Annotated in this window: 1 protein-coding gene; it reads right to left on the reverse strand. The window is 37.8% G+C overall.

The genetic code is table 11. The features are described 5' to 3' along the window. Window positions 1–474: 474 nt before the first annotated feature. Window positions 475–1,086, reverse strand: coding sequence for an HAD family hydrolase (locus ACYQ4S_RS11920; RefSeq protein ID WP_459771358.1), 612 nt, complete (start codon window positions 1,084–1,086; stop codon window positions 475–477). Between the last annotated feature and the right edge of the window lie 207 nt (window positions 1,087–1,293).

Genomic DNA, 1,293 nt, shown 5'->3' on the forward strand with positions numbered 1-1,293 from the left:
TTTGTTTTTAGTGAACTTCATTTTATCAGATTAAGGGGGGAAGAGGTGCCTTTTTGTATTTTAATTGATAGAGCAACGATAGTTGCATTAAAACAACACGAAAAAACAAAAAAATTGGTAATTACTGTATAGAATATGAGGGGTTTTTTATGAAGAAAGCAGTCATTTTCGTTATATAAATCAAGAGAAAAGATGGAAATATGTGGGCCCCACATATTAAATTGGAATTGTCCCAGCTCTCTACTAGAGAAAAGATCGTATCAATGGGCCATAAACCGTTATTTGATCCATTCATGTCTTATTATAATGGACGAATGGATCAAATATGACTATATGGTACATTCGCCTTAAATAAAACAAGCCCAATAGATTATATATCTATATTTGACCCATTGGCAGATAGGTAAGCCGAACTAGTCTACATTAAAAAGACCAGCCGGCTCATAAATGATACCATGCTGATCTTATTTTGATTCAGGACAGGCGAATACCCGCTTTTCTTAATGAGTCTCCCAGTTTTGTAAGGTCTCCGTCAAAGACATGACCGTCCATTCCTAACTTTGCTGCGCCTTCAATATTCATCGCTAAATCGTCGATGAAGAAACAGCTGGCTGGATCGAGATCAAAATGAGCAAAGAATTGTTCATAAATTTCCGTATCTGGCTTGATGCATTTCCAGTCAAAGGACAGGAAGAGTCCGTCAAATAATTCAATGCCTGGGATGACATCTTTGAACTGATGGAAGTCCTGAGACACATTGGATAGCAGTAAGAGCTGATACCCGTTAGTTTTCAGTTTATGTAGGATTTCTTCCATCCCGGCAATCGGCATCATGTTTTCGAACCATGTATCCATCAGACGGGGAATAGATGGCTTCAAGTCTTCGGGGACCCGATCCTGTGCAGTCGCGATAAGTTTTTCTTTTGTAATGGTCCCTCTATCGTAATCCAACCATTCATCCGACAGAAAAATGGCATCGAGCAGGAGCTGCTGAGACGTTTCGTCTTCAGTAAACGATTTAATGAATTCTGTGGGCGCGTAACGAATCAGAACATTACCCATATCAAAAACTACCGTATTGATCATGTGTTTTCCTCCTAAAATCTTTATATCTTTAAGATAACATACCGGGATAAGGAAGTAGAGCACAAGTTATATCTGTTCAGTTTTGAATTTACCCTTTTTACACTAAATATCCACTATTGCATGTAATTAGAAAACCTGTATTCGTTAATTCCTCATTTTTAGCAATTATGTTTAAAAATAGCCATGCAAATGAAACGCCCATATGCG

This window comes from Alkalibacterium sp. s-m-28 (assembly GCF_054658175.1).